This is a genomic window from Stenotrophomonas sp. G106K1 (assembly GCF_037969685.1).
Classification (GTDB): Bacteria; Pseudomonadota; Gammaproteobacteria; order Xanthomonadales; family Xanthomonadaceae; genus Stenotrophomonas; species Stenotrophomonas lactitubi.
In genome coordinates this window covers 99952-119621 of sequence record NZ_JBBPFR010000004.1, presented here as the reverse complement: position 1 = coordinate 119621, position 19670 = coordinate 99952, and the positions used below count along the sequence as shown (strand labels likewise).

Sequence of the window (19670 nt, the reverse complement as noted above, 5' to 3'; positions counted from 1 at the left end):
AGGTCGGTCCATGGGGATTTCCGGTACCACTTCATCCACGACTCACGCATGAGGATCTGGTCATGAAATCTGGAATCGATTCAATCAAGGCGCTGGTGCTGCTGCTGTGCACCTGGCTGGCCACGACGGGTACCGCAGTTGCGGCAGACCCACCCGGGCATTGGGATGTTGGCCTGTACGGCAATCTGTTCGGCGCGCGCGAGTACCAGGTGTGGGTGCCGGCGGGTTACGACGAAACGCAGCCGCTGCCCCTGTTGCTGGTGCTGCACGGCTGCGTGACCGGGCCGAACCTGATGGGCGAGGCCTCCGGCTTCAACGAGGTGGCCGACACTGAAGGCTTCATCGTGGTCTACCCGCGGCAGAACGTAACCTCCAATCCGGCACGCTGCTGGAACTGGCAGTTGCCGATCAACCAGGCGCGCGACAGTGGCGAGGCCTCGATCCTGGCGGGCATCGTTGACAAGGTGAAGGCGGGCTACAGCATCGATCCGCATCGTGTGTACGTCACCGGTATTTCCGCCGGCGGGGCGATGACCTCGATCATGCTGGCCTGTTATTCGGACGTGTTCGCTGCGGGCGCGATCCATTCCGGTGGCATGTACAAGGGCGCGACCACGATCTCCGGCAGCGCCTACGCGCTGTTGGCCGGCAGCATCTACTCGCCGGACAGCAACGGGCGGCTGGCCTGGCAGTGCTCGGGCTCGCCGTCGCCGCGACCGATCCCGGTGCTGGTGTTCCATGGCACCGCCGACGCCACGGTGAACCCGGTGAACGGACAGCAGGCCGTGCGCCAGTTCCTGCAGACCAATGACCTGGCCGACGATGGCCTGGACAACGACTCGGTGAAGTATGTGCCTACCAACACTTTCCACGGACAGGTGCCGGGTGGGCGCGCCTACACAGTCGACAGCTACACCTACGGTGGCAGGACGCTGGTCCGGCATTACGTGGTGCAGGGGATGGGGCATGCCTGGAGCGGCAGCCAGACCGGATTGCCGTTCACCGATCCCGAGGGGCCGGACGCCACGCTGATCACGTGGCTGTTCCTGAAGGATCAGCAGCGCTGAGTATCGGGGCACCCGGGTAGGGGGGCGGCGCCAGTGCGGGAGTGGAGGGCTCCCGCACTGGCGCGCGGCCTTTGCTTCGCGGAGCGGAGCGTGTTCGACAGGATGCCCCGGCCTGCTCAGCCCTGGCCCAGAAGCTCCTCGCGGATGATCTGTGCGCCTGCGCTGAGCGCGCGCAGCTTGCCTCTTGCCACCTCACGCGCCAGCGGTGCCATGCCGCAGTTGGTGCTGGGGTAGAGCTTGTCGGCATCCACGAACTGCAGCGCCTTGCGCAGGGTGTTGGCCACTTCTTCCGGCGTCTCCACTACGCTGGACGCCACATCGATGGCACCGACCATCACCTTCTTGCCGCGCACCAGCTCGATCAGGTCAATCGGCACGTGCGAGTTGTGGCACTCCAGCGAGATGATGTCGATGCTGGAGGTCTGCAGCTTCGGGAACGATTCTTCATATTGGCGCCATTCCGAACCCAGCGTCTGCTTCCAGTCGGTGTTGGCCTTGATGCCATAGCCATAGCAGATATGCACCGCCGTTTCGCACTTGAGCCCTTCGACCGCGCGCTCCAGCGCGGCCACGCCCCAGTCGTTCACTTCGTCGAAGAACACGTTGAACGCCGGCTCATCGAACTGGATGATGTCCACGCCAGCCGCCTCCAGCTGCTTGGCTTCCTCATTGAGGATCTTCGCAAACTCCCATGCCAGGTTCTCGCGGCTCTTGTAGTGCGCGTCATACAGCGTGTCGATCATGGTCATCGGGCCCGGCAGCGCCCATTTGATCGGCTGCGTGGTTTGCCTGCGCAGGAACTTCGCGTCTTCCACAAACACCGGCTTCGGGCGGCTGACAGCGCTCACCACGGTGGGCACACTGGCGTCGTAGCGGTCGCGGATGCGGATGGTTTCACGCTTCTGGAAATCGACGCCACTGAGGTGTTCGATGAAGGTAGTGACGAAATGCTGCCGCGTCTGTTCGCCGTCGCTGACGATGTCGATACCGGCGTGCTGCTGTTCCTGCAGGGACAGGCGCAGGGCATCCTGCTTGCCTTCAATCAGGCCGTCATCCTGCAGCCTCCAGGGCGACCAGAGCTTTTCCGGCTCGGCCAACCAGGAGGGCTTGGGCAGGCTGCCTGCGGTGGAGGTGGGGAGCAGTTTCTTCGTCGACATTGCGTCTTGTGTCCTGGGGGGCGAATGGAAAAGCGGTGGATCAGCGGGCGGCCCACTGCTCAAGCACGGCGCGGTACGGCTTGATGAAGTGTTCTTCGGTGAACTTGCCCTGCTTGACGGCCAGCTGGCTGCGCTCCTCGCGGTCGTAGACGATGCGGGTGGAGGAGTAGTCCTGGTGCTTCAGGCTGGGCTGGTAGACCTTGCCGGCCACGGAATTGGCGTTGTAGATCTCCGGGCGGTAGATCTTCTGGAAGGCTTCCATCGTGCTGATGGTGCCGATCAGTTCCAGGTTCGAGTAGTCGCCCAGCAGGTCGCCCTGGAAGTAGAACGCCAGCGGCGCAACGCTGCCTGGCGGCATGAAATAGCGCACCCGCAGCCCCATCTTGTCGAAATACTGGTCGGTGGGGGAGAACTCGCCTTGCCGGTATTCCACGCCGAGGATGGGGTGGTGGTTCTCGGTGCGGTGGTAGGTCCTGCTGCTGGAAACGCTGATGCAGATCACAGGCCCCTTGCTGAAATTGGCGTGGTAGGCGTCCGACTCCAGGAAGTGCTTGAACAGCTTGCCGTGCAGGTCACCGAAGCCTTCGGGAATGCCGAACGTGGCCTTGCCTTCGTTGCTGGCCGGCAGTACGACGCTGAAATCGTAGTCGCGCACATACGACGAGAAGTTGTTGCCGACAATGCCTTCGATGCGCGCACCGGTGAGGGTGTCGACGATGGTCGGCCGCAGCACCTCGATCAACGGGAACGCATCCTCGCCGTCGCCGCCGGCGATGTGCATCTCCACCGAGATGATGTCCAGCTCGACCGCGTAGCGATCCGCGCTCGGGTTGTCCCAGTGCGCGAGGTCATTGAAGCGGTTGTTGATCATGCTGATAGTGTTGCGCAGGTTTTCCCGGCGGGATTCGCCGCGGGCCAGGTTGGCGAAGTTGGTGGTGATGCGCGTGCCGTCAGCGGGCTGGTAATCCTCGTTGAAAGGAATACGGGTGATGCTGAAGGTGAAGGTGTTGGTCGTCATGGGCGGCGTTCCGGTTTGCGGGGTGACATCCGAATGCAGGTCGATGGCATTCGGCTTTCAGAAAGCGGTAGCGGCCACAAGCGGAGCAGGGGCTGCGCGAGGGGAGAGGACAAGCAACGGCATGGCCCGCTGTACCGCCAGGCGCGCCCGCTGGATCAGCGCTTCGTCGTGTACACGGCCGTCGGCGAAATCACGGTCGGTCGCGTAGACGCCCAAGGGCAGGGTGCGGGCCTGGAAGAAGCTGAAGAGCGGTCGCAGCTGGTGGTCGATCACCAGCGCGTGGCGCTCGCTGCCGCCGGTGGCGGCCAGCAGGATCGGGGTATCGACCAGCGCGTCCTGGTCGATGAAATCGAAGAAGTGCTTGAACAGGCCGGTGTACGAACCGCGGTAGACCGGCGTGGCCACCACCAGTACATCGGCCTGCTCGACAGCGGCCAACTGCCGCTCCACGGTCTCGGGCAACTGCGAGCGCCAGAGCGCACCGGCCAACTGCGGCGCCAGTTCACCCAGTTCAATCAGGTGCTGATCGCAGGGCAGGCCTTCGCCGATCAGGTCCAGCAGGTGCTCGGCCAGGGCCGCGGCCCTTGAGGGTCGTTGCAGCCCGCCGGAAACGGCGACGATACGGAGGGGGCGGGTCATCTCTTCGCTTTCAGCAGGGGAGGGGCTCCTTCGGGATGATCTGCAGAGGCGCAGTCCTGCAGGCCGGCGGGGTGACCGGGCTGGCAGGTAACCGAAGGCATGAGCCGATGCTAGCCAGCGCTTCCCATGACGTAAAATGGTATTACTTCACCAATCCATGAGTGAGATTCATCGTCATGTTGGAGCGGATCCATCTCAGCATCGTGCAGCAGGTCGAACAGCAGGGGTCACTCACTGCCGCTGCCGGCGTGCTCAACCTGACCCAGTCGGCCCTGAGCCACAGCATGAAGAAGCTGGAGCTGCAGCTCGGCACCGATGTCTGGCTGCGCGAAGGCCGCAGCCTGCGGCTGACCCAGGCCGGGCAATACCTGCTTGCGGTCGCCAACCGGGTGCTGCCGCAGCTGGACCTGGCCGAGGAGCGGTTGGGCCAGTTCGCACAGGGCGAGCGCGGCGCGCTGCGCATCGGCATGGAATGCCACCCCTGCTACCAGTGGCTGCTGAAGATCGTCTCGCCCTATCTGGCCGCTTGGCCGGACGTGGATGTGGACGTCAAGCAGAAGTTCCAGTTCGGGGGGATCGGCGCGCTGTTCGGCTACGAGATCGACCTGCTGGTCACGCCCGACCCGCTGCTGAAGCCGGGCCTGAAATTCGTCCCCGTCTTCGATTACGAGCAGGTGCTGGTGGTGGCCAAGGGCCACGCGCTGGCCAAGGTGGACTACGTAAAGCCGCGCCAGCTCAGCCAGGAAGTGCTGATCAGCTACCCGGTGCCGTTCGAGCGGCTGGACATCTACAACCAGTTCCTGCTGCCGGCCGGCATCACGCCACGGCGGCACAAGGCCATTGAAACCACCGACATCATGATGCAGATGGTGGCCAGTGGCCGTGGCGTGGCCGCCATGCCGCGCTGGCTGGTGGAAGAGTACGCCGCCCGCATGGACGTCGTGCCGGTACGGCTGGGCGCCAAAGGCATTCCCAAGCAGATCTATCTGGGTGCGCGCGAGGCGGATACCGGCATCGATTACCTGCAGGCGTTTGTCGAGCTGGCACGGAACAGCTCCACCAGCGCCGGCAACCTGCGCGGAGCCGGCTGATGCCGGGGGCTGTCGACCGCCGGGCTCCGATTCTGACGGGCACTGCCGACCGCGCGCAGCGGGCGCAGGCCTTCATCGGCGCCGTTTCCCTTGAAGTCAGCGCGAAGGCCATTCCGGCGCTATGCGCGGAGGCAGCCCGCATAGCCCCCGGTACGACGATTTCCATTCCCTACCTGGCCAGCGAGGACGACGATGCGCGACTGGCTGCGGTACGCACGGTGCGCGAACTGGGTTTCGAGCCGATGCCAGACCTTTCCGCACGCCGCATCGTCTCGCGGGCGGCGCTTGATCGTTTCATGGAGCGCGCGCGCAGCGAGGCCGGCGTCGAGCGCTGTCTGCTGATTGCGGGGGATCTATCCACACCTGCCGGGCCGTTCGCCGACAGTGCATCGATCATCGAGAGCGGTGTCCTCGAGCGCGCCGGCATCAAGGTTGTCGCTGTGGGCGGGCATCCGCAAGGCCATCCGGTAATGACCAGCGTCGATCGGTGGCGCGTACTTGAACACAAGTGCCAGCGCATCGAAGCGCGGGGCATGGCACCGTTGATCATCACCCAGTTCGCATTCGATGCCGATAGCGTGCTGATCTGGTTGCATGAACTGCGCGGCCGGCGCATCACCCCTCCAGTGCTGGTCGGCGTTCCCGGGCCCGCCAGCGTCGCGCAACTTGTACGCTACGCGGCGATGTGCGGCGTAGCTGCAAGCACCTCGATGCTGTCCCGCTACGGCGTCTCGATCGGCCGCCTGCTGGGAACGGCCGGGCCCGATGTGTTCGTGGATCGCCTGGTGGACGGGTTGACCGAAGCCCATGGCCAGGTCAGCCCGCATCTGTTTCCCTTCGGCGGTATCGCACAATCCATGGAATGGGTGAAGCACTACCGGATGCATGCGGGCGATGGTTGATTGGCCTGCCCACTGTTTCCCCATGAACTGCTGTAAGAGCGCACGGGCCTGTGGTGGCCGGTCACCCCACTGTTATTCCGCAACCAGCCATTTGCAGAACGCCTCCACATCGGGACGATCCTGAGCCACTTCCCGGCAGATCAACCAGAATGCGTAATGGTTCTCCAGCTCCAGGCTGAAGGGTTTCACCAGCTTGCCTTGCCGAAGATCATCTTCCACCAGCGGCGCTACGCCGAGCGCCACGCCGTGGCCCGCCACCGCTGCTTCCTGTGCAAGATAGATGCTGGAAAAAACGGGCCCGGCGCTGGCGTTGACATTGGTAGCGCCCGCAGCCGTCAGCCAGTGTGACCATGCGGGTACGCCAGGGCGGCCCGTGGCACTTTCATCGTGCAGCAAAGTGTAGTGGCGCAGATCATCTGGCTGCTGCAGCCTGCACGCGCTGTCAGCCAACAGCGTTGGCGAGCACACCGGAAACACTGGCGCCTTCATCAGCAGTTCTGCGTGTACGCCGGTGTAGCTGCCCGCGCCGTAGCGGATGCCTACATCGAATCCCCCGCGCAGGAAGTCAGCATGTTCATCGCCGGTGTCGATGCGCACCCGGACGTTGGGGTGCGCATGGTGAAACAGGTGCAGCCTTGCGGCCAGCCATTTCGCGGCAAACGATTCCATGGTTGTCACCCGCAGCTCGAGCGGTGCTCGCGTCCTGGCGCGGTCCAGCGCCAGGTCCAACTGCCCAAGCAACTCGCCGACCGTTGTTGCCAGCGCCGCACCCTCCGAAGTGAGTGCGACGGCGCGGTGAGTGCGCTGGAACAGGCTTACACCCAGATAGGCCTCGAGATGTTTGACCTGGTGGCTGACCGCAGCCGGGGTGACGAACAACTCGCGTGCCGCCCGATTGAAGCTGAGGTGGCGGGCAGCAGCTTCGAACGTGCGCAGCGCATTCAGTGGAGCAGTGGGGCGGGCTTTCACAAGCGCCTTCCAAGGCAGGGGTACTGCCATCGTATCGCATGAATTTTTCTAACGCGAAGCGCAGAAATACTCGTTTGTCGGGCGCTGCATGGGCTGGCGATGATGCACATCCTCCCACCGTGAAAGGCCGCCGTGCGTATTCAGGAGCTCGCCCCAGATGTGCTGATGTTCGTCGGTGACGAGGTTGAATCGGTCGCTACCGCATTCGTAAACGGTGACCAGGTGCTGCTGGTGGATGCGCTGGGCAGCGAGGAGGATGCCACCTGGTTGAGAGAGGTGCTGCAGGGGCAGATGGGCAAAAGGGTGCGGCTGGTTGCAGCCACCCATTTCATGAGCGACCACATCTGCGGCATGACGCTCTTTCCGGAGGCGCTGACCCTGGCGCACCGCCATCATCGGCACGCCCTTCTTTCGCAGAACCGACCGGTGGCATCGTTCTACCGCGATCCGGATATCGTGTTCGACAACTTCGTCATGCGCTGGGGGCGCCACCAGTTGCGCTTCCTGTACAACCCAGGCAAAACGATGGACCACATGACCGTGGATGTACCGACCGCCGATCTGGTCTGCGTGGGCGACAACATCGTCGGCAACATCGTCTATCTCTCACGATCGGACCCGGCACTGCAGCGCGCCGCCATCGGCCGTATCCAGCAGTTCGGGCGCGGCAGGGTGGTCGGTGGGCATATCGGTGTCTTCGATGCGCCGGTGCTGGGCAATGCACTCCACTACCTGCGGCGAATGCAGGAGATCGTCGTGGACATCCGGCTGCGAGCCGCACCAGCGGAAGCCACGCCACTGATAGCAACCATCAGGCTGGAGGATTGCATTGCGCCGGGGGTAGCGCCGACGGCATTCGAACGAGAATGGCATGGACACAACCTCACGGCGATCGTCGCGCAGTCGATCTTCTCCCTGGATGCCGCGTTGGCAGCAAGGGAGCAGGCCGTATGAAAAACGATCCGCTCAACGCGCCTGCGCTGGGTAGTCGCAGACGCTTCCTTGCCAGTTGCGCCGGTGTGGCCGCTGCAGCGCTGGTCCCTGCCGGCGCCGCAGCCACACCGGCGGCACTGCGCACCCTGAGCGCTCAGCGATTGGCGTGGGCCGGGGTGCGGCTGCAGTTGCCGGAAGGCACGCTGCTGATTGATCCGCTGGTGAATCCCGCAACGTGGGGCAAGGCGCTGCCGGACCGGCTGGTGCCGGTGAACGATGTGCTGGGCGAAAGCCACGTGCTGGTCACCCACACCCACTCCGATCACTTCGATGCAGATGCGGTTGCGGCGGCGCTCAGCAAAGGCGGAACACTCGCCTATCCAGCTGGCCTGCAGCCCATGCCGCTGCCCGCAGCCGCACGGGCACGGCCAAGTGTGCTGTGGGAGCCTCAACTGCTGGGCGACTTCACTGCAACGCCGGTACCAGCATCGGATGGCTACGGCGATACGCAGGTGTCCTGGGTGGTAACAGCGGGCGGCCGACGCATCTTCCATGGCGGCGACACCCAATGGCACGGCCACTGGTGGCGCATAGGCCGCCAGTTCGGACCGTTCGATGCGGCCTTCCTCCCCATCAATGGCGCCACGTTCGGCTGGCGCGAACCCGCAAGTGGACAGCCTGGCGTACTGACGCCGGAGCAGGCGGTGGCAGCGGCGGCAATCCTCGGCGCACGCACGCTGGTGCCCATTCACTATGGCATCAGCGGAATGGACAAGTATGTGGAAGTGGACGACCCGCTGGGGCGCCTTCGCAAGGCTGCCCGTGACCGCGTAGTCGCCGTGCAGGTCGTCGAACCGGGCGCGTGGCTGACGTGGCCGACGTAGGCCGATACCCGCGCGTGAATCATTCCTGGCCCTGGGAGAACCCATGAATCGAGCAAGCCGCATTGCGATCGTCATCGCGCTTTCTTCCCTTTCCGTGACCTCCCGGGCAGCGGAAACGATCAGTCCCAAACGCCCTTCGGTCGAGCAGCTGCAGAAGCTGATCGTCAGCACCACGCCGCAGACCCGCGTGGAGGCCCCTGACAAAGAGCGCATCACGGCCCGCCGGATCGACATCGTCGACGAGAACGGCGTGATCCGAATGACGCTCTCAGGCCAGACGCCGCCACCCATCATCGACGGCATCCAGTACAAGCGAGCCTTCAATGTCGCGGGCATGGTGCTGTACGACCACGAGGGGAGTGAGCGTGGTGGCTTCGGAACCGCCGACGTGAAGGGCGGCATGGCGGTACTGGCGCTTGACCACCCGGCCATGGATGCCATTGGCTGGCGCGTGTCGCCTGACGGGAACGTGCGGTTCTCTATCAACCAGGCCCCGCCGCTGACGCGCGAGCCGCGGTTGGACAATCGCCTGATTCCCGGCGTGCAGACCCCAACCCGCATTGAGATGGCTGTGGCGGCCGATGGCACCCCCGCGATTGCGCTGAACGATCAACAGGATCGCGCCAGACTGCGCCTGACCGTGACGCCGGAAGGCTACGGGGCAATCGAGTTCCTGGACGCACAGGGTAGAGTGATCCATACGCTGGCGCCCGAAGCACATCGGGAGTGATGGTAGGTTCTCACTGATACAGCAATTCGCTATGGAGCCCGCATGGACACTGAAATACGGCAACTCGAAGAAGCGCTACGTATCGCGATGCTCAGCAGCGACGCGGAAGCGCTGGACGCCTTGATTGCAGACGACCTGATCTTTGTGGGCCCCTCGGGCGAGGTCTTTGGCAAGCAGGACGATCTGGCGCTGCATCGTTCCGGCCGCCAGAAATTGAGCGTGGCCGACTGGCACTCTGTGGAAATCGCAATGCATGATCAGACGGCCGTTGCGCTCACCACTGCAGATCTGGCCGGTACCTTCGACGGCGCAGCATTCTCCGGCCGCTTCAAGTACTGCCGCTTCTGGGGGAAGACGGCCGGTGTCTGGCAGGTGCTGGGCGGCTCCGTTGTTGCTCTGCCCCCGGCAATGGAGGCAATCGCCTAGAGTGGCGACGGCTGCTCATGGCCCAGGATGGGCGCTGTCTTGCGCATCCTCCATCCCCGGGCTGACCCTGCGGCCGATGTCCTTCAGCCGGGCCAGCTGGTCGACCATTGACGGCGCATCGTCCAGGCTGCCGACAAAGGCCCACAGGTAGGTCATCACCGCGTATACATGCCCCGGGGTCACGCCATCAGCGCTGGCCAGGCGGGCAATGGTCAAGGCGAACAGTACCGCCGCTGCCACGCCCACCACCACGAAGGCACCGGCCTCGCGATCGGACAGCAGGATGCGCAGCCGCGACAACGTGCTGTAGTGGCGGCGCAGTACCGATGGGCTGACCCGGTCCACCAGCCGGATTTCATGCTCCAGCCGGTTGTTCAAACGACCGTGCAACTGTTCGTTGCGTCGCGCGAACGAGGGCAGCAACAGCAGGGCGCCCAGCAGCGCCACCAGGCTGGCCGCGCCAACCAGGGGCTCGATCACCAGCAGCATCACCGCCGCACCGAACATCGATACCAGCGCAGTGGCGATGATCGGCACGTGCTTCTCGAAGAAGTCGACGAACTCGCGCGCCAGCACCACGCGCGCCGCCGAGGTGGAGGTGGCTTGGCCCATGCGTCGCTGCGCCTGCACCACATTCACTGCCAGGTCGGCATAGATGCGGGTGAACGTGCGCGTATCCACTGCGCGACGGGCGGCACCCACAAGCCAGAACAACAGCACCACGCCGGCGTAGGAAATGGCATGGCCGACGTTGCCACGGATGATCGCATCCACCGCGAAACCGGCGAACAGCGGATAGGCCAGCAGCAGCGCATTCTCCAGCGCCACCAGCGAGAAGGTGCCGGTGAGCTGCCAGGGATAGGTGCGCAGGATCGCTTTCAACGTGGCGGCCGCGTTCTGCTGGCCGATGCTGCCGGCTGCAGCAGCCGGATCGTGTGGGTGCTTCATGGGAACCTGGGTGGAGCGAGACTGGGCAGGGGATGGACGAAGGCTTCTCCCCGGCCGCACCCAGTATCGGCAGCGCCTTGGAGCGAGGATGGAGGAACGATGGAGATCGCGTGGAGAAACCGGCGGCGTTCAGCGACGGGCGTGCACCGGCCAGCGGATCTCGAACACGGTGCCGCCACGCCCGCTCGGCCGGCACTGTGCCGTTCCGTGATGGGCTGCGGCGATCGCGCGCACCACGGCCAGGCCGAGTCCGGAACCGCCACTCTGCCGCGACCGCGACACATCGGTGCGCTGGAAGGCCTCGAAGATGCTGTCGCGCAGTTCATCCGGCACGCCGGGCCCGCCGTCGTCCACGGTCACAGTGCAGTGTCCCTCGGCCAGCTTCACATATACCCGCAGCGGACAAGGGGTAGCGTGCCGGCGCGCGTTCTCCAGCAAGGCCAGTACCGCCTGGCGGATGCGTGCCGGATCGCAGTCCGCCAGCGCGGCGCGCGCCTCCAGCGTCACTGAAAAGCCACTCTCGGCCAGGGCAACGGACATCGCCTCTACTACCGCAGCCACCTGCACGCTGACATCGCTGCGCTGCAGCCGCAGGTCCAGATGACCACTTTCGGCCAGGCTCACCACCCGCAGGTCTTCGATGATGCGGGTCAGGCCTTCCAGCTGGGTCAGCATGCTGGTGAACTGCTCCAGCCGTGGCTCGAACACACCGTCGGCGATGCCCTGCAGACGACCGCGCAGAATGGTCATCGGCGTGCGCAGTTCGTGCGCGATGGCCGCGTTCCAGAACACCCGGTTCTGCGACATCCGGCTCAGCCGCTCGGCCATGGAATTGAAGTCGCTCACCAGCGTGGCCGCTTCGGTCATCGAGGTGTGGTCGCCGCGTGCACGTGCATCCAGATCGCCGCTGGCCACGCGGCGCAGGCTTTCGGCCACCGAGTTCAAGGGGGTGATGATGCGCCAGGTCAGGCGCGATGCGATCAGCGAAGCCAATACGATGACCACGGTGGCAGTGAGTCCGATCCACAGCCATTCCAGCCCCGACGGCAACATCGTCTGCGGCGTGTCGTACCAGCGCGGGTAGAAGACTTCCATCAGGTAATAGAACAGATAGAAGCCGGCGATCGACAGTACTGTCGAACACAGCGATGCCACCACGATCGAAAGCGTGATCTGGCGGCCGATGCTTTTGCCTTTGGTGGTCATCCGTCAGCCCAGCAGCCGGTAGCCAACGCCGCGGATGGTGGCCGGAATGCCGCGCACGCCCACGTCCTCCAGCTTGCGGCGCAGCTTGCTCACGTGGCTGTCCACCGTGCGCTCCTGGGCATCGCCCTCGGGCAGGCAGGCGTGCAGAAGATCGGCACGCGCATGTACCTGGCGCGGCGCACGGGCCATGTGCACCAGTAGGCGGAATTCAGTGAGGGTGACAGTCAACGCATGTCCTTGGCCTTCGACATGGACCGTCACATCGTGGCTGCTCAGATCGATCTCGAATGGCCCCTGGCGGATCACGCCGTTGGTCACATCGGCCCCGGAAGGGGCGCTACGGCGCAGCACCGCCTGGATGCGCGCGATGATCTCGGCCGGGTTGAACGGCTTGGCCACATAGTCGTCGGCGCCCACGCGCAGGCCGGTCAGCTTGTCCAGGTCCTGGTCGAGTGCCGTAAGCATGATGACCGGGGTATTGCCGCGCCGGCGCAGTTCGCTCAGCACCTGCCAGCCGTCCTTCTTGGGCATCTGTACATCCAGCAGCACCAGGTCGGGGCGCAGCTGGTGGTGGCTCGCCAGCGCCGCCTCGCCATCGCTGGCCCTGACACTGCGCATTCCGGAACGCACAAGGTAAGCGCCAAGGATATCGGCGATTTCGCCTTCATCTTCGGCAATCAGGATCAAAGGCATCTGCTGGGTGCGGATATCGCGCTTCATTGCAGGCAGGGGGCGGATGACCCCAGCGAGGCTAGCGTTGCTTGATGGAGACCCGGTCGAGATTGTGTCGAGATTGTGTGGACCCGCGCCGACGGGTTCAGCGGCGGGTGGTGCACCTGAACGCAGGCCCCGGCTCCATGCGATCTCCACACGGGCTCCAGGAAACGTCCAACCCAGGCCCCCAGACTGAGGGCTTGGTGGTCGCGATGGGTGACCGCAAGCAGTCGGGCATCCAGATGAAAACCCGCAAGACTCTGATCATCGCCGCCGCCGTGGCCACCCTTGCGGGCAGTGCCGGCTGGTGGGTGTTCGCCGATGGCGATGATGGCGCCCTGATCACTGCGCCGGCAAGGGTGGCTGATCTGGAGAAGACCGTGCAGGCGGTAGGCCGGGTCAATCCGAAGGCGCTGGTGGCGGTGGGCGCGCAGGTGTCCGGACAGGTCAAACGTTTGCACGTGGTGCTGGGCCAGCGCGTGCAGGCCGGTGACCTGATCGCCGAGGTCGACTCGCAACCGCAGCGCATCGCCCTGCGCAGTGCTGAAGCATCCGCCAACGCACTGCGCGCGCAGCACGCCGCCAGCCAGGCTCGCTATGCGCAGGCCAGTCGCATGCTTGATCGCCAGTCACAGCTGGTGGCATCGCGGCTGGTCTCGCAGGAGGGCTTCGAGGCCGCGCGGGTGGCCCGCGATGCGGCACGCTCGGAGGCGGCTGCATTGCAGGCGCAGATCGACCAGGCGGTGACCCAGGTGGAAACGGCCCGGATCAACCTGGGCTATACCCGCATTCTCTCGCCGACCGACGGCTACATCGTCGCCATCGTCACCAAGGCCGGGCAGACGCTGAACTCCATGCAGACCACGCCGACCATCGTGATGCTGGCGCAGATGGACACGATGACCGTACGTGCCGAGATCGCCGAGGCCGACGTGGGACTGATCGCGCCTGGCCAGCCGTTGTGGTTCTCGACGCTGGGGCCGAGTGGACGGCGCTACGAGTCTCACCTGCAGCAGCTGGAGCCCGCGCCATCCTCGATTGCCGACGTCGCCGCCGGCAGCACAGGCAGTTCAACACAGACACCGAAGGCGGTGTACTACGCAGGCCTGTTCGATGTGGCCAACCCTGGCCTGAAGCTGAAACCTTCGATGACCGTGAAGGTGACGCTGCAGCTGGCCCGGGCCAGCAACGCACTGCAGGTGCCGTTGACCGCACTGACCGCGTCGGACAGTGGCGACGACAATCGCGGCAGCGTGCGCGTGGTTGATGCCAAGGGGCGTGCCCACGAGCGCGCGGTGACCACCGGCCTGCGCACCGCCACCGCCGTGCAGATCCTGTCCGGCCTGCGGGTTGGCGAGAACGTGGTGGTCGGCCAGGCCTCCAGTGGCGGCGAGCCGCAGGCCACCAGCCTGCTGGGGATGTGAGCATGACCCACGCGCTGCTTGAATTGCACGGCGTATCGCGCGCCTACAGCACTGCCGCCGGTGACGTGGTGGTGCTGAAGGATGTATCGCTGCGCATCGATGCCGGCGAGTTCATCGCCATCATCGGCCCATCGGGCTCGGGCAAGTCAACGCTGATGAACATCCTCGGCTGCCTGGACCGCCCCACCCAAGGCAGTTACCGCGTAGACGGTGCGGCCACAGAACAGATGCCTCCGGACGAGCTGGCCCGCCTGCGCCGCGAACATTTCGGGTTCATCTTCCAGCGCTATAACCTGATGGAGAATCTGAGTGCCACCGAGAACGTAGCGCTGCCAGCGATCTACGCAGGCGTTGATGCCCCGGCGCGCACGGCGCGAGCGCGCGTGCTGCTGGAATCGCTGGGGCTGGGCGAGCGTGCCGGCAACCGACCGAGCCAGCTGTCCGGCGGCCAGCAGCAGCGCGTGTCCATCGCCCGTGCGTTGATGAACGGCGGTGCCATCGTGCTGGCCGACGAACCCACCGGAGCGCTGGACCATGCCAGTGGCCAACAGGTGATGGCCGAGTTGAAGCGCCTGCATGCGCAGGGCCACACGGTCATCCTGGTGACCCACGATGCATCGGTTGCCGCCCACGCGGCGCGGGTAATCGAGATCGCCGACGGGCGCGCCGTGGCCGATCGCGGTGCGGGCGGTCGTGCGGCTGCGTGCGCCAGATCCGCGTCCGAGGCCGAACAGTCATCGCGTACCGAGCGGCGTGCTCGATTGGATGGCGTGCGCGAGGTCGCGCACATGGCAGTGCGCTCGATGCTGGCCCATCGCCTGCGCACGTTGCTGACCATGCTCGGCATCATCATCGGCGTGGCCGCCGTGGTCACCGTGGTGGCGTTGGGCAAAGGCGCACAGGCGCAGGTGGAATCCCAGATCAACGAGCTCGGTGCCAGTACACTGGAGATCTTCCCGGGCGCCGACTTCGGTGACCCGCGTTCGGCAGAAATCGAAACGCTGGTGGTCGCGGATGCCGACCATCTGGCCGCACTCAGCTACGTGGACAGCGTCAGCCCGTCCTTGAGCGGTTCGGTGGCTGCGCTGCAGGGCAGCCGGCGTGCCAACACCCAGGTGATGGGCGTTGGCGCAGATATGCCGCGCGTACGCGGCCTGCGCCTGAGGGCCGGGCGCTTCTTCACCGAGCACGAAGTGGAGGCGTATCGTGCGGTGGGCGTGGTCGATCAGAAAGCGGCCACGGCGCTGTTCGGCGGCGACCCGATCGGCAGCACCGTACTGCTGGGCGGCATGCCGGTAGAGGTGATCGGCGTGGTCGGCGCCAGCGCCTTTGCCGGCGGTGCAACGCCCACTGTCTATGTGCCGTATACCTCGGCATCATCGCGCCTGATGGGCAGCCAACGGCTGGAGAGCATCATCGTGCGCGTGCGCGACAACGTGTCGACCAAGGCAGCCGAAGCCTTGCTGGGCACCGAACTGCAGCGCCGGCACGGCAGCCGCGATTTCTTCATCTACAACGCCGACCAGATCCGCAAGGCGGTGATGAAGTCCAGCCAGACCATGGCCGCACTGGTGTCGGCCATCGCCGCCGTGGCCTTGATTGTGGGCGGGGTAGGGGTGATGAACATCATGCTGGTATCGGTGAAAGAGCGCGTGCGCGAGATTGGCGTGCGCCTGGCCGTGGGCGCGCGGCAAGGCGACATCCTGCGCCAGTTCCTGATCGAAGCGGTGCTGATCTGCCTCTTCGGCGGCGTACTCGGCGTGCTGCTGGCCTTCAGTGCGGGTGCGCTGTCCAGCCTGTTGTCGCTGGGCGTACCGTTCCTGTTTACCGCCGCGCCGGTACTGGTCGCACTGGCGTGTTCGTCGGCCATCGGCCTGGCCTTTGGTTACTTCCCCGCGCGCAGTGCCGCGCAGCTGGACCCGATCCAAGCCTTGGCGGCGGAGTAGGTGGCGGGCTTGGCCAGCCGTGAGAACAGGCACAGGCGCGGACCTTGGCCATCGGCTATCTTAAGGCCCCATTCCGTACCTACCTTCAAGCAGCGACGCATGCACGCGACTTCGATGAGTGTCCGAAACAGGCGATGGCTCAGCTGCCTCTTGGCGTCCGCCGCGCTGTTGGTTGCAGGCTGCGCCAGCGAGAAGGTTCCAGCGAAGGATCTGGGTGCGGAGATCGACGACGTTGCCGCGACGCTGGTCCAGCAGCCGTTGCTTCATTCGACCTCGATCGGCGTCGTGTACCGGGGTGAGGAATTCATCCGTCATCGCGGCGACATGGAAACCGGGAAGCCAGGCCCTCCAACCGATGCGACACTCTACGAGATCGGTTCGTTGAGCAAGACCCTGGCCGGCACCCTGATGGCCAATGCCATCCTGGAACACAAGGTGCGTCTGGACGACGATATCCGACAGTACCTGCAGGGAGACTACCCGAACCTGCAGTACAAGGGCGAGCCCATCCGCATCCGCCACCTGCTGTCGCACACCAGCGGCCTGCCGAACATGTTGCCGGAACGCGCAAACACGGTGCTGGCAGACTTCACCGATCATCGTACGCCCGGCGAACTCAACGCCATCTACGCGCGCTATGGCAAGGCTGACTTCTTCAAGGACCTGCACATCGTCGAGATCGGCCGGGCGCCCGGCAAGGATTACGCGTACTCGAGTGCCGGGACGGAGCTGACGGCGCATATCCTGGAAACCGTCTACAAGCGTGACTACGCGTCGCTGCTGCGCGGATTTCTCGGCGATTCCGCAGCAATGACCGGCGTCAGGATCCAGCTGGGCGACGCCGAAGCGGCCCGGCTTGCAGTCGGCTATCACAGTGACAACCCGGTTCCAACCACACCGATGCCGCCGTTGCCATGGGGCGCCTCCGGAAACGTGAAGGCGACCGTCCCGGAAATGGTGAAGTACCTCAGGTTCCAGCTGGACAATGGGCCCGTGGTAAAGGAATCGCATCGCCCCTTGGTCCAGTTCGATTCCGAGTTCAGCATCGGCTACTTCTGGAACATCGTCGCCGGCGATCGCCTGAAGGGCATCTACTATGCCCATCATGGTGGCGTACCGCGTTCGCAGTGCTACATCTACATCGTGCCCAAGTATGATCTTGGCATCTTCGTCATCACCAACCAGAGCGGCGACCAGACGGCGCGCGCCATGGAGACGGCGATCGATACGCTGGTCGAGACGATTGCCGCGCGGGAGGCTCCCGCTGGTGGTGGGATTTCCCGTTAGCGACCCCGTGCTTTCCGTCTGTCGGTGTAGTGCCGAGCGGTCTTGGCACCCCCAGGCAGGAGTATTTCGTCTTGATCATCCGTAAGTTGAACGTGGTCCTGCTGCTCGCAGGCCTGGGGCTTGCCGTGGCGCCCGCCGCGCCAGCGGCAGAATCGATCCGCAAGACCGCTCCCAAACAGGAAGACATCGATCGAGCGCTGGCGCTCGTGTCCTGCAAGGCCGATCGCACGGCATTCCGGACCTTGGCCTATCAGTTGCGTGACATCGCAACCAGCGGAAAGCCGTCGGCTGGCTGGCAACCAATCGCCGGCAAGGCCGGGGGCTACAGCAACGCACTGGGCGATATCCCCGGTGTTGTTGCGGAAATGCAGCTTCCCGCCCCGGTTCTCGTCTTCGGCCATCCATCCACGCGGTTGATACTGTCGCGTAGTTCCGTGGTGGCCGTCTTCGATGAAGCCCTTGCTGCGGACCTCAGCAAGGCCCTGTCCCTCGACACGTCGGGGGCGCAGGGTGCCCCTGCAGGAATGCGCGTGGTGCGGTCAGCGCCGGAGGCCCACGGCGACGGCATCGAAGTGGTGGCACTGGTGGCCCAGCGCATCGAGGCCGACCCAGTGCCGATCGCCGTAGCCGGGTGCCTGTACGTCACACGGTGAGGTCCGGAGTCCTATCGGAACCGATCAGGTAACCGGCGAAGGGCAGTGCAGATCCACGTGCAGCGACATGTCAGAGTGCGCGGGATCCGCCGTCCGGTGCACTCATCGGGTCGCCATTCTCGGGCCTGTTTCACCCTGTCTGGCCCCGGGGGATCAACAAGACGCGGGCGTGGCGTTCAAGCGCTTCTGCGCTTCAGTCGTCGTTTCCATCCTTTCATCAGTCCCCACCGGGTCTGGTCGCACATCCATCGCCGGTGTTGATGCGTTCGGCTAGGCTTGCGCAGATGACGACAAGGATGAACGATGAACCGCTGGCTCTTTCTGCTATTTGCCGCACTCCCGCTCGCCGCCGGGGCGGTCGTCATCCGCGATGACGTTGACGATGCCCGATACCGGATCGACGGAACGGAGTTTCCTGCTCTGGCCGACATGCCGGGCGAGGGGCATGGCGTTCTGATCGCTCCCAGATGGGTATTGACGGCGGCGCATGCGGCACCGATGGAAGGGATGGGAGCAACAATCACCATCAATGGAAGGGGCTACGGCGTGGAGCGCGTGTTCCTGCATTCCGGCTACAGGAGAATGCCGGAGGCCTTGGGTAAGGAGGCGCTGGCGACGGGAAGTCCCTCCAGGATTCACGCGTTCCTGGCCGAAACGGATGACATCGCACTGATCAGGCTTCAGGCACCCGTGAATGATGTACAGGCCGTGCCGCTCTATCGAGGCACCGCTGAGGTCACACAGATCGCAGCGCTGATTGGGAAGGGCGCCACCGGCAATGGCGCCGTTGGGCTGGTGCCGGGCGGGCCGCATCGCACGACGCTGCGGCGTGCGTACAACGCCATTACTGGCGGTAACGATCGGTATCTCTGGTACCGTTTCGATGCTCCTCCGCATGGTCTGCCGCTTGAAGGCGTGCTGGGTAACGGCGACAGCGGCGGCCCTCTGATCATCAATAATCACGGAATCTTGCAGCTGGTGGGCCTCGGGTCCTGGATCACTGCCGTTCCCGAGCACGCGCTTGAAGCGGGCTTCTATGGCCAGGTTGTCTACAACGTACGTGTATCGCGTTACATCGACTGGATAGAGAGCGTAATGCGCACCAGCGATGATGCGTCACGCTGATCCTCCGTTCGCCTCGATCTTTGGCGGGTAGGCGTGGTTGGACGCTCAGCGCATCGCGCATGTTGTCGAGGTGGACCGCGGGGCGGGAACCCGCCAGACCTGTTCACCCTCCTCGTCATCGCCGACGTAGAACGCGATGCGCCCATCCTCCTCGTAGCGGAGAGCAGGGCTGAAGGTAATGGTGTCGAGTTCGCCGCCCTTGCCGATGAAGCGCATCTCACCGCCGCAGACAAAATTCGAACCGGGCTCCTCTGCCAGCGCGCCACAGTTCAGTGGCGAGGATTCGGCGCGGACCAACCGCTTCACCCGAGGCTGGATGCGCCCCTGGTCGGCCAGCTCGCAGAAGTAGTCGGCGATGGTATTGCGCATCTCGGCCTGTGAGGGCATCCATGCGGGGCAACGGGACGCGTCGCCCTGGCAGCTGCTGGCCGGGGCGGTGGAAGCGGGCTGCGTGGACGGTGCTGCGATCGTTCCGGAAAGCGGCAGCAGGGAAGCCGCGATGGCAAGCAACAGGCGAGTGGAGACGAGCATGCGTATCTCTGGTCAGTTGA

20 protein-coding genes are annotated in these 19670 nt (G+C 64.8%); 12 read left to right on the top strand and 8 right to left on the bottom strand.

Annotated features, from left to right (window positions below; all coding sequences use genetic code 11):
- The first annotated feature begins 62 nt into the window (after positions 1 to 62).
- A complete protein-coding gene (locus WKB25_RS05810) occupies positions 63 to 1067 on the top strand; it encodes a PHB depolymerase family esterase (RefSeq protein ID WP_340569287.1) in 1005 nt (334 codons plus the stop codon).
- A 116-nt stretch (positions 1068 to 1183) separates the two neighbouring features.
- Here the strand turns inward: WKB25_RS05810 and WKB25_RS05805 are convergent, their stop codons facing one another.
- Genes WKB25_RS05805 through msuE form a run of 3 tightly spaced genes read right to left on the bottom strand, consistent with a single transcriptional unit; the run spans position 1184 to position 3881 of the window.
- On the bottom strand, positions 1184 to 2224 hold the full coding sequence (locus WKB25_RS05805) for a methionine synthase (protein WP_340569285.1): 1041 nt from the start codon (positions 2222 to 2224) through the stop codon (positions 1184 to 1186).
- Between the two features lie 40 nt (positions 2225 to 2264).
- Positions 2265 to 3242 (bottom strand): DUF1852 domain-containing protein, encoded by a 978-nt coding sequence (locus tag WKB25_RS05800; RefSeq protein WP_340569284.1) that lies wholly within the window; start codon positions 3240 to 3242, stop codon positions 2265 to 2267.
- 57 nt (positions 3243 to 3299) lie between these two features.
- On the bottom strand, positions 3300 to 3881 hold the full coding sequence (gene msuE, locus WKB25_RS05795; RefSeq protein WP_340569282.1) for an FMN reductase: 582 nt from the start codon (positions 3879 to 3881) through the stop codon (positions 3300 to 3302).
- Positions 3882 to 4057: 176 nt separating this feature from the next.
- Here msuE and WKB25_RS05790 point away from each other — a divergent pair, with 176 nt between their 5' ends.
- Positions 4058 to 4972: a LysR family transcriptional regulator gene (locus tag WKB25_RS05790; RefSeq protein ID WP_340569281.1), complete on the top strand. Its 915-nt coding sequence runs from the start codon at positions 4058 to 4060 to the stop codon at positions 4970 to 4972.
- Positions 4972 to 5874 (top strand): methylenetetrahydrofolate reductase, encoded by a 903-nt coding sequence (locus tag WKB25_RS05785; RefSeq protein WP_340569279.1) that lies wholly within the window; start codon positions 4972 to 4974, stop codon positions 5872 to 5874. Before WKB25_RS05790 ends, WKB25_RS05785 begins: the two co-directional genes overlap by 1 nt.
- A 72-nt stretch (positions 5875 to 5946) precedes the next feature.
- On the opposite strand, the gene gcvA is transcribed toward WKB25_RS05785, so the two are convergent.
- Entirely contained in the window at positions 5947 to 6843 is an 897-nt protein-coding gene (gcvA, locus tag WKB25_RS05780) for a transcriptional regulator GcvA (RefSeq protein WP_340569277.1), read from the bottom strand.
- Positions 6844 to 7008: 165 nt separating this feature from the next.
- On the opposite strand from gcvA, the gene WKB25_RS05775 reads away from it, so the two are divergent.
- The 4 genes from WKB25_RS05775 to WKB25_RS05760 are packed head-to-tail and all read left to right on the top strand — an operon-like array spanning position 7009 to position 9816.
- Entirely contained in the window at positions 7009 to 7797 is a 789-nt protein-coding gene (locus WKB25_RS05775; protein ID WP_340569486.1) for an MBL fold metallo-hydrolase, read from the top strand.
- Entirely contained in the window at positions 7794 to 8660 is an 867-nt protein-coding gene (locus WKB25_RS05770) for an MBL fold metallo-hydrolase (RefSeq protein WP_340569276.1), read from the top strand. The genes WKB25_RS05775 and WKB25_RS05770 overlap by 4 nt, the downstream gene beginning before the upstream one ends.
- 43 nt (positions 8661 to 8703) lie before the next feature.
- Positions 8704 to 9390 (top strand): hypothetical protein, encoded by a 687-nt coding sequence (locus WKB25_RS05765; protein WP_340569274.1) that lies wholly within the window; start codon positions 8704 to 8706, stop codon positions 9388 to 9390.
- Between the two features lie 42 nt (positions 9391 to 9432).
- Positions 9433 to 9816: a nuclear transport factor 2 family protein gene (locus tag WKB25_RS05760; RefSeq protein WP_340569273.1), complete on the top strand. Its 384-nt coding sequence runs from the start codon at positions 9433 to 9435 to the stop codon at positions 9814 to 9816.
- Between the two features lie 15 nt (positions 9817 to 9831).
- On the opposite strand, the gene WKB25_RS05755 is transcribed toward WKB25_RS05760, so the two are convergent.
- The 3 genes from WKB25_RS05755 to WKB25_RS05745 all read right to left on the bottom strand — a co-directional run bounded on the left by WKB25_RS05755 (position 9832) and on the right by WKB25_RS05745 (position 12690).
- Positions 9832 to 10764, bottom strand: coding sequence for an ABC transporter six-transmembrane domain-containing protein (locus WKB25_RS05755; protein WP_340569272.1), 933 nt, complete (start codon positions 10762 to 10764; stop codon positions 9832 to 9834).
- A gap of 129 nt (positions 10765 to 10893) precedes the next feature.
- Positions 10894 to 11970, bottom strand: a complete 1077-nt coding sequence (locus WKB25_RS05750; protein WP_340569271.1) for an ATP-binding protein — start codon at positions 11968 to 11970, stop codon at positions 10894 to 10896.
- A gap of 3 nt (positions 11971 to 11973) precedes the next feature.
- The gene (locus WKB25_RS05745; RefSeq protein WP_340569269.1) at positions 11974 to 12690 is read right to left on the bottom strand and encodes a response regulator; all 717 of its coding nucleotides are present in this window, start codon (positions 12688 to 12690) and stop codon (positions 11974 to 11976) included.
- Between the two features lie 236 nt (positions 12691 to 12926).
- Between WKB25_RS05745 and WKB25_RS05740 the strand changes: the two genes are divergently transcribed.
- The 5 genes from WKB25_RS05740 to WKB25_RS05720 all read left to right on the top strand — a co-directional run bounded on the left by WKB25_RS05740 (position 12927) and on the right by WKB25_RS05720 (position 19119).
- Positions 12927 to 14108 carry an efflux RND transporter periplasmic adaptor subunit gene (locus WKB25_RS05740; RefSeq protein WP_340569484.1) on the top strand — a complete coding sequence of 394 codons (1182 nt, stop codon included), beginning with the start codon at positions 12927 to 12929 and terminating at the stop codon, positions 14106 to 14108.
- A 2-nt stretch (positions 14109 to 14110) separates the two neighbouring features.
- A complete protein-coding gene (locus tag WKB25_RS05735; RefSeq protein WP_340569267.1) occupies positions 14111 to 16054 on the top strand; it encodes a MacB family efflux pump subunit in 1944 nt (647 codons plus the stop codon).
- 99 nt (positions 16055 to 16153) lie between these two features.
- Positions 16154 to 17341 (top strand): serine hydrolase domain-containing protein, encoded by a 1188-nt coding sequence (locus WKB25_RS05730; protein ID WP_340569266.1) that lies wholly within the window; start codon positions 16154 to 16156, stop codon positions 17339 to 17341.
- 71 nt (positions 17342 to 17412) lie between these two features.
- On the top strand, positions 17413 to 17994 hold the full coding sequence (locus tag WKB25_RS05725) for a hypothetical protein (protein ID WP_340569264.1): 582 nt from the start codon (positions 17413 to 17415) through the stop codon (positions 17992 to 17994).
- A 303-nt stretch (positions 17995 to 18297) separates the two neighbouring features.
- The gene (locus WKB25_RS05720; protein ID WP_340569263.1) at positions 18298 to 19119 is read left to right on the top strand and encodes a trypsin-like serine protease; all 822 of its coding nucleotides are present in this window, start codon (positions 18298 to 18300) and stop codon (positions 19117 to 19119) included.
- A gap of 45 nt (positions 19120 to 19164) precedes the next feature.
- Here the strand turns inward: WKB25_RS05720 and WKB25_RS05715 are convergent, their stop codons facing one another.
- Positions 19165 to 19650, bottom strand: a complete 486-nt coding sequence (locus tag WKB25_RS05715; protein WP_340569261.1) for a hypothetical protein — start codon at positions 19648 to 19650, stop codon at positions 19165 to 19167.
- Between the last annotated feature and the right edge of the window lie 20 nt (positions 19651 to 19670).

Excerpts from the sequence above, each read along its gene's own strand:
- WKB25_RS05810 (WP_340569287.1), top strand. The coding sequence starts at position 63 with ATGAAATCTGGAATCGATTCAATCAAGGCGCTGGTGCTGCTGCTGTGC.
- WKB25_RS05805 (WP_340569285.1), bottom strand. The coding sequence starts at position 2,224 with ATGTCGACGAAGAAACTGCTCCCCACCTCCACCGCAGGCAGCCTGCCC.
- WKB25_RS05800 (WP_340569284.1), bottom strand. The coding sequence starts at position 3,242 with ATGACGACCAACACCTTCACCTTCAGCATCACCCGTATTCCTTTCAAC.
- msuE (WP_340569282.1), bottom strand. The coding sequence starts at position 3,881 with ATGACCCGCCCCCTCCGTATCGTCGCCGTTTCCGGCGGGCTGCAACGA.
- WKB25_RS05790 (WP_340569281.1), top strand. The coding sequence starts at position 4,058 with ATGTTGGAGCGGATCCATCTCAGCATCGTGCAGCAGGTCGAACAGCAG.
- WKB25_RS05785 (WP_340569279.1), top strand. The coding sequence starts at position 4,972 with ATGCCGGGGGCTGTCGACCGCCGGGCTCCGATTCTGACGGGCACTGCC.
- WKB25_RS05775 (WP_340569486.1), top strand. The coding sequence starts at position 7,009 with ATGTTCGTCGGTGACGAGGTTGAATCGGTCGCTACCGCATTCGTAAAC.
- WKB25_RS05770 (WP_340569276.1), top strand. The coding sequence starts at position 7,794 with ATGAAAAACGATCCGCTCAACGCGCCTGCGCTGGGTAGTCGCAGACGC.
- WKB25_RS05765 (WP_340569274.1), top strand. The coding sequence starts at position 8,704 with ATGAATCGAGCAAGCCGCATTGCGATCGTCATCGCGCTTTCTTCCCTT.
- WKB25_RS05760 (WP_340569273.1), top strand. The coding sequence starts at position 9,433 with ATGGACACTGAAATACGGCAACTCGAAGAAGCGCTACGTATCGCGATG.
- WKB25_RS05755 (WP_340569272.1), bottom strand. The coding sequence starts at position 10,764 with ATGAAGCACCCACACGATCCGGCTGCTGCAGCCGGCAGCATCGGCCAG.
- WKB25_RS05750 (WP_340569271.1), bottom strand. The coding sequence starts at position 11,970 with ATGACCACCAAAGGCAAAAGCATCGGCCGCCAGATCACGCTTTCGATC.
- WKB25_RS05745 (WP_340569269.1), bottom strand. The coding sequence starts at position 12,690 with ATGAAGCGCGATATCCGCACCCAGCAGATGCCTTTGATCCTGATTGCC.
- WKB25_RS05740 (WP_340569484.1), top strand. The coding sequence starts at position 12,927 with ATGAAAACCCGCAAGACTCTGATCATCGCCGCCGCCGTGGCCACCCTT.
- WKB25_RS05735 (WP_340569267.1), top strand. The coding sequence starts at position 14,111 with ATGACCCACGCGCTGCTTGAATTGCACGGCGTATCGCGCGCCTACAGC.
- WKB25_RS05730 (WP_340569266.1), top strand. The coding sequence starts at position 16,154 with ATGCACGCGACTTCGATGAGTGTCCGAAACAGGCGATGGCTCAGCTGC.
- WKB25_RS05720 (WP_340569263.1), top strand. The coding sequence starts at position 18,298 with ATGAACCGCTGGCTCTTTCTGCTATTTGCCGCACTCCCGCTCGCCGCC.
- WKB25_RS05715 (WP_340569261.1), bottom strand. The coding sequence starts at position 19,650 with ATGCTCGTCTCCACTCGCCTGTTGCTTGCCATCGCGGCTTCCCTGCTG.